Annotated in this window: 6 protein-coding genes and 1 pseudogene; 4 read left to right on the plus strand and 3 right to left on the minus strand. The window is 46.4% G+C overall.

Annotation, left to right across the window (positions count from 1 at the left end; genetic code table 11):
* Together Q338_RS11660 and Q338_RS11665 are read right to left on the minus strand one after the other, a co-directional pair.
* Positions 1–223 (minus strand): transposase family protein (locus Q338_RS11660; RefSeq protein WP_034295636.1); only part of this gene is annotated, 223 nt, incomplete at its 3' end.
* Between the two features lie 168 nt (positions 224–391).
* On the minus strand, positions 392–1,390 hold the full coding sequence (locus Q338_RS11665) for a Clp protease/crotonase-like domain-containing protein (RefSeq protein ID WP_034295638.1): 999 nt from the start codon (positions 1,388–1,390) through the stop codon (positions 392–394).
* 223 nt (positions 1,391–1,613) lie between these two features.
* On the opposite strand from Q338_RS11665, the gene Q338_RS13880 reads away from it, so the two are divergent.
* The 4 genes from Q338_RS13880 to hfq all read left to right on the plus strand — a co-directional run bounded on the left by Q338_RS13880 (position 1,614) and on the right by hfq (position 6,028).
* Positions 1,614–2,801, plus strand: coding sequence for a tetratricopeptide repeat protein (locus Q338_RS13880; RefSeq protein WP_051968634.1), 1,188 nt, complete (start codon positions 1,614–1,616; stop codon positions 2,799–2,801).
* A gap of 105 nt (positions 2,802–2,906) precedes the next feature.
* On the plus strand, positions 2,907–4,049 hold the full coding sequence (locus Q338_RS11675; protein WP_034295640.1) for a 5-methyltetrahydropteroyltriglutamate--homocysteine S-methyltransferase: 1,143 nt from the start codon (positions 2,907–2,909) through the stop codon (positions 4,047–4,049).
* Positions 4,050–4,122: 73 nt separating this feature from the next.
* Positions 4,123–5,586: a tetratricopeptide repeat protein gene (locus tag Q338_RS11680; protein ID WP_051968635.1), complete on the plus strand. Its 1,464-nt coding sequence runs from the start codon at positions 4,123–4,125 to the stop codon at positions 5,584–5,586.
* Positions 5,587–5,713: 127 nt separating this feature from the next.
* Complete coding sequence (gene hfq / locus Q338_RS11685; RefSeq protein WP_034295644.1) at positions 5,714–6,028, plus strand: RNA chaperone Hfq; 315 nt, start codon at positions 5,714–5,716, stop codon at positions 6,026–6,028.
* A gap of 171 nt (positions 6,029–6,199) precedes the next feature.
* Here hfq and Q338_RS14925 read toward each other — a convergent pair.
* Positions 6,200–6,420, minus strand: a pseudogene (locus Q338_RS14925) (cell division protein ZapD); the annotation flags it as partial.

A 6,420-nucleotide genomic window follows, 5' to 3' on the forward strand; every position in this document is an offset into this window, starting at 1 on the left:
TTCGGATTTTTTCATGACTCGGTGTCGCATCGCGTTCCCAAGCAAGATATTGTTTTAAATCGTCAATATTGTTACTCAAAAAGCGGTCTATATCACGAAAGCTTTTTGCACCACCCATTATCGCAATCACAATGGCTGTTAATAATTTAGCTTGCGCGTAACGTTTACCTTCGCTGCGTCTTTTGTCTTCAATTTCTGAAAAGTAGGTTTCCAAAGTTTGCATGGTCAAATTACCGTTAGTTTAACTTTATCATTTTACACCAAAAGAACTTGGCAGGTCTGCACCCTAGCCCTCCCCCGTTTAGGACGGGGGAGGGAACAGATTGTTGGTATCTCAAAAATTATCATGTACTTTCAGGCAGCCTGAAACAAAATTCAACACATTCAACCATCATAAATGCAACACATCATGTTGTTCTTCGCCATCAATTTGCTGAACAATATGCCATTTGGAATTGTCGTTCAAGGTCAGCCAACGGCGTTCTTCGGTGCGGTAAAACCAATCTTTGTCGTTTTGGTAGAACACTTGAATATCACGCGCTTCCATAATATTCAAAATTTCATTGGAATGCGAATGGGTGTCGTCAAAATCGGTGATGGCGCGTTGCCCCATTTCGCTGTAAGTCGCGTTCAAATCCAAGAGTAAATCATTGATGGTTTTGTCAATTTGTTTCACATTTAAGCCAATGCGTTGCGCTTCTTTGATTAAAATCGGGTAGCCATGCGAAGGGTAGCCCGAATTGAGCATATTGGCAATGTTGCGCACGCGCTCCGTGTCGCCAATATGGTAGCTCAATAATTCTTCGCACAAACGAATAGACAAAGACTCTGCCCTGTCCACCGCGCCAATCACAAGCGGATGAACATATTCAAACAAAGATTTATATGGATTGGAATCGGTGTCTTTGGTGTTGTTTTGCCACAGGCGCACCACGCGGTTGAGTTCGTCCAAACTCACGGAAACGCGGTCGTTGTCGCGGTCTAGCGGCGATAAATCGTGGGTTAAAGACGTGTCCACCGAACTCAAATAAGCCATTGTCCCCATGTGAATTTCGTCCGCGCCAATCGCCATCATGGTCGCGGCAGACGCGCATTCCAATGGCACAAGGCTAATCAATTTTTGGCAATGCCCCCGAATCAAATTAATCATGCGCAAGGCTTCGCGCCCCGAACCGCCATCGCTTTTGATAAATAAGTAAATGGTATCGTGCTGCTGAATTTGTTCCACAATGTGATACAACGCCAACACATCATTGCCGCAAATGCTGCCCATGCGCCCGTTCCAGTAGCACAACAGGGGGGCGTTGAGTTGGCGTTCAATTTCGGCAATCAGTTGTTGGGTTTGGGGAAACAGGCGTGGGGGTTGTTTGATGGTGATTTCTGCACTCATGGATTTGTCCTTGTTTTCTTGTAGGAAATTTGTTTCAGGCTGCCTTTCGGTATGCGACAAAAATAATCGTATGGTGCGCACGGCGCACCATACATATTGGGTGTTAGTGTACTTTCAGGCAGCCTGAATAGATGAATTCGTCTATAATATGCCACACGCAAGTTTAACAGAAACTTGATTTTCAGGCTGCCTTTTCACATTCACACCCATTTTTCACCCAATTATGAACGCAAACTATTTCCCGCAACAAGTCCGCGAAGCCATAGACACACAACAATGGGATTTAATCCCCGAACTCGCCCAGACCGCCATCAACAATAGCCCCGAAGACCGCCGTGCCCTGACCGCCAGCCGCATTGCCAATATGCTCGCCCACGCAGGACGCGAAGATGAAGCCATTTCCTATTATCAACACGCCCTATCCATCTGCACAGACGCGTGGCAAACCATGCAAATTCACGGCTGGCTCGCCACCCAGCTCGGCGAATCCAATCGCTACGATGAAGCCGCCAAATACGCCGCCCTATCGCTCGCCGCCCGCGATAAATTATTAGACAAACACACCGTCAGCAAAAAAATGGTGGCATTTTCACTCTACGGCAGCAAACCCGCCTATTGCGAAACGCTAATTTTAAACGCCAAAGCCATGAAAGACATTTATCCCGATTGGACCATGCGCGTTTACCACGACCACACCATCCCCAAACACATCGTGCCACGACTCCAATTATTGAATGTGGAATGTGTGGACGTGGCAAGCATTAACGCCAGCCACATGCCAGGCACATTTTGGCGATTTTTGGCATTGGCGGATTGGGATTATGATGTGGTGATTATGCGAGACGCCGATTCGCTGATTAGCGAAAGAGAAAAAATATTGGTAGATGAATGGCTTGCTACAGATAAACCATTTCATGTGATACGCGATTGGTATGGACATACCGATTTGGTGTTGGCGGGATTATGGGGGGCGCGTGGTGGATTTTTGGGCGATATTCGGGCGCGGATTGACCATTATTTAGCCAACGAAGCCAAACTCCACCCCACCCACGCCGACCAATTTTTCTTGGCGCAACACGTTTGGCAACGCATTAAGCCCTATTGCATTCATCACAGCAGCGTGATTGATTTTGCTGGCGCAACGTGGTCGGAAAACCTGCCGCGCATTCATCGTAATCAAAACAATCAAGTTTTCCAACTGGGTTCGTGGCGGCTCACCAATTACCACCCCCACACCGACAAGCCATTTAATTTGTATTTGGCAGACGTGTACCCCGATGGCAAAGAAAATATTTTCTGCGAATACGCATTCCAAGCAGGGGAACAATTTGAATTGCCACGCGAATATCGGGAAAAAATTGAAGCAGGCAGCATGAAAATGTATTTGATGACACAAAAAAATCATTCATAATCAAAACCTGAATCCCCCACTCTATGCCTAAGGGTTTCAGGCAGCCTGTAGCCATTTTTGTTATACTATAAATATTTTTTAACATAAAAAATCAAAGGAACAACCATGTCTCAATTATTCCCCAATGCGACTTTGCGCGACCGTGCACCTTATCGTTTTGATATTGTAGGCAGTTTTTTGCGTCCCGAAGCGGTGAAATTAGCGCGAAAACAATGCGCTTGCGGCGAGTGCAGCGCAGAAGAATTGCACCAAGTAGAAGACAGCGAAATCGCCAAATTAATTGAACAGCAAAAACAAGTCGGTTTGCCAGCCGTAACCGATGGCGAATTTCGCCGCACTTGGTGGCATTTGGATTTTCTGTTTGAGCTGGTGGGCGTGGAATTGCGCGACACCGAAACATACAGCACCCATTTCAAAGCCCACATGCACCGCCCTGTAACCCTTGAAATCATTGATAAAATTCAATGGGCGCACGTTCACCCCTTTTTAGACCACTACAAACGTTTGCACGAAGAAGCGGCTGGCTATCCTGTGAAATTCACGATTCCATCGCCCAGCATGTTGCATTTGATTACTTGCGTGCGCACGGCACAGCCCAAGCTGCCTGAAATTTATGCCAACAATCAAGAACAATTATTTGCCGATATTACCGCCACTTACATTGAAGCGGTACACGCATTTTACGATTTGGGTTGCCGCAATTTGCAGTTGGACGACACATCTTGGGGCGAATTTTGTTCCGAAGAAAAACGCGCCCTGTACGCATCACAAGGTGTGGACGTGGACGCGGTGGCAAAACGCTATGTGCAAATGCTCAACGACATTCGCGCCACCGCACCGCAAGACATGGCAATCACCATGCACATTTGCCGTGGCAATTTCCGTTCAACGTGGTTTTCATCGGGCGGTTATGAGCCGATTGCGGAAATTTTGTTTGGCGGCTGCAACGTAGATGGCTTTTATTTGGAATACGACAGCGACCGCGCAGGCGATTTCAAACCTTTGCGTTTTATTAAAAATCAACAAGTGGTTTTGGGTTTGGTTACGTCCAAATCGGGCGAATTGGAAGACAAGCAAGCCATCATTGACCGCATTCAAGAAGCCGCGCAATTTGTGGACATCAACCAACTGTGTTTAAGCCCGCAATGCGGTTTCGCCTCCACCGAAGAAGGCAATGTGTTGAGCGAAGAAGAACAATGGCAAAAACTGAATTTCATCCGCGAAATTGTGGAAGAAGTTTGGGCTTAATCGCTATTTAGGCAGCCTGAAACGGTTTCAGGCTGCCTAAATTATTTTATTTGGTTAACTTTTATTTTCAAGCATGATGAATCAACATAAAATCAACGAATTATATTCACAATTCAGCCAACAATATCACGCCAAACAATTTGAGATGGCATTGCACACCATACAACAAATTACCCAACTCAAACCCAATGACGCGGAAGCGTGGAGCAATGCCGCCACCATCGCCACCCACGCGGGCAAACCTGATTTGGCAATTGATTATGCTTTGAAAACCTTGGCAATTCAGCCCGATTATGCCAATGCCCGCCAAATCCTGCTCTTGCATTACAAAGCGCAATTTCAACGCTTGCATGACGAACAAAATTTCCCAGCCGTATTGGAAAAACTCAAACAAATCCTAGCATTATCGCCCGATGACGCGCGTTTATTAAGCAGCGCGGCTTCCACAGCCAGCCGTCTGCAACGTTTTGAAGAATCCAATGCCTACGCGCTGCAATCGCTCGCCATTGACCCCGACCACATTAATTCGCACGATGTTTTGTCGCTCAATTATTATAGTTTAGGAAACAATGAATTAGCCGCTAAACATGGTTTACGCGCCCTACAATTGCGCGATAAACAAATCACGCCCACTTTCAGGCTGCCTGAAACATGGTCGCCGCGACACGGCAAGCAAATCATCTCCTTTTCCCTATTTGGCGCATCGCCGAAATATTTGGAGGGGGCGATTTTAAACGCGCAAGTCGCGCCCGAAATTTATCCCGATTGGACGTGTCGTTTTTATGTGGATAACTCTGTTCCTGCGGCAAAAATACAACAATTGCGCGATTTAGGCGCGGAAGTGATTGAAGTTTCAGGCGAAGCGGCAAACTGGGTTGGCACCGTTTGGCGATTTTTGGCTTTGGACGATGAGACGGTGGCGCGTGTGATGTTCCGCGATGCGGACAGCATTATTTCATGGCGCGAAGCGGCGGCGGTGCGCGAATGGGTGGAATCGGGCAAACGTTTCCACACCATACGCGATGGTGGTTCGCATACCGAATTGATTTTGGCGGGATTATGGGGCGCGGTTGGCGGCGCGATTGACGACATCACGAGCAAATTGCGCGATTATTTCAGCCAGCCTTTGATTTCACGCCATTTTGCCGACCAGTATTTTTTGCGTGAAAAAATATGGACTTATGTAAAACAAGATGTGTTTGCCCACGACCGATTATTTGGCTTTCTCAATGCCCACCCCTTGCCCGAATTGTCCGATAATCAGCACCACATCGGCAGTTGCCAAATGACATCACATTTGACCGTAGATTGTCCCTTCCCCGAACACACCATGATGGTGTGGACGGTACGCAGCCGCATTGCGCCAACTCGCGCCGCCGATTTTACATGGCGCAGGCTGCCTGAAATGCGCACCGTTTGTGAATACGAAAGCCCTGTTTTACAAGGGAAAATCACATTACCTGTTGCCAAAATTTATTTGGAAGGCTTGGCAACAAATGACACGATTATTTCCGTGTCCACCCAAAAAATCTCGTAAACACATTTTTCAGGCAGCCTGAAAATCAAAATTCCGTATAGAAATGTAAAAAAACATTGGTATCGCAACGCATTTACCGTTACAATCCAACCGTAAACCTTTCAATAATAATAATGGAGTTTCCAACATGACCGCCAAGGGACAATTATTACAAGACCCTTTTTTGAACGCTTTGCGTAAAGAACATGTGCCTGTTTCTATTTATTTGGTAAACGGTATCAAATTACAGGGACAAGTGGAATCATTTGACCAATATGTTGTGCTGTTGCGCAACACATCGGTAACGCAAATGGTGTACAAACACGCAATTTCCACCATCGTACCTGCACGCTCTGTCAGCATTCAACACGATGGCAACAACAAACTAGCCGCCGCCGCGCCGCGCCCTGCTTTGCAACAAGTAGAAACCGCCACCAGCGATGACAACATTACTTTGGATTAATCCCCCAAAATAAACCAAAGGCAGCCTGAAAAGTTTTCAGGCTGCCTTTTTTTATAATATAGTGAATTCAATTTAAATCAGGACAAGGCGACAGCGACCGCCGTGTACACATAGTACATAAGGGAGCTGGCAACGCGGTACTGGTTTAAATTGAATTCACTATAAATTCAATTATTTACTTGTATCCAAACCACACAGAATCAATTTAAAGGGCAAATCTTGCTCGCTCAATTTGCTACGCGTACTCTCTTGATTTGCTTGTAAAAAACTGATGTTGGTGAAATATTTATTTGCCGCCACTTCAGGCACCACCCCCAAAGCAGGGTCAATTTCCACACTCAATAATTGCGTGGTTTGCACCAAACCGCCGTGTTCATATTTCCCAGAAACCG

Origin of the sequence: Alysiella crassa DSM 2578 (genome assembly GCF_000745955.1) — a bacterium.
In the GTDB taxonomy this organism is placed as follows: domain Bacteria; phylum Pseudomonadota; class Gammaproteobacteria; order Burkholderiales; family Neisseriaceae; genus Simonsiella; species Simonsiella crassa.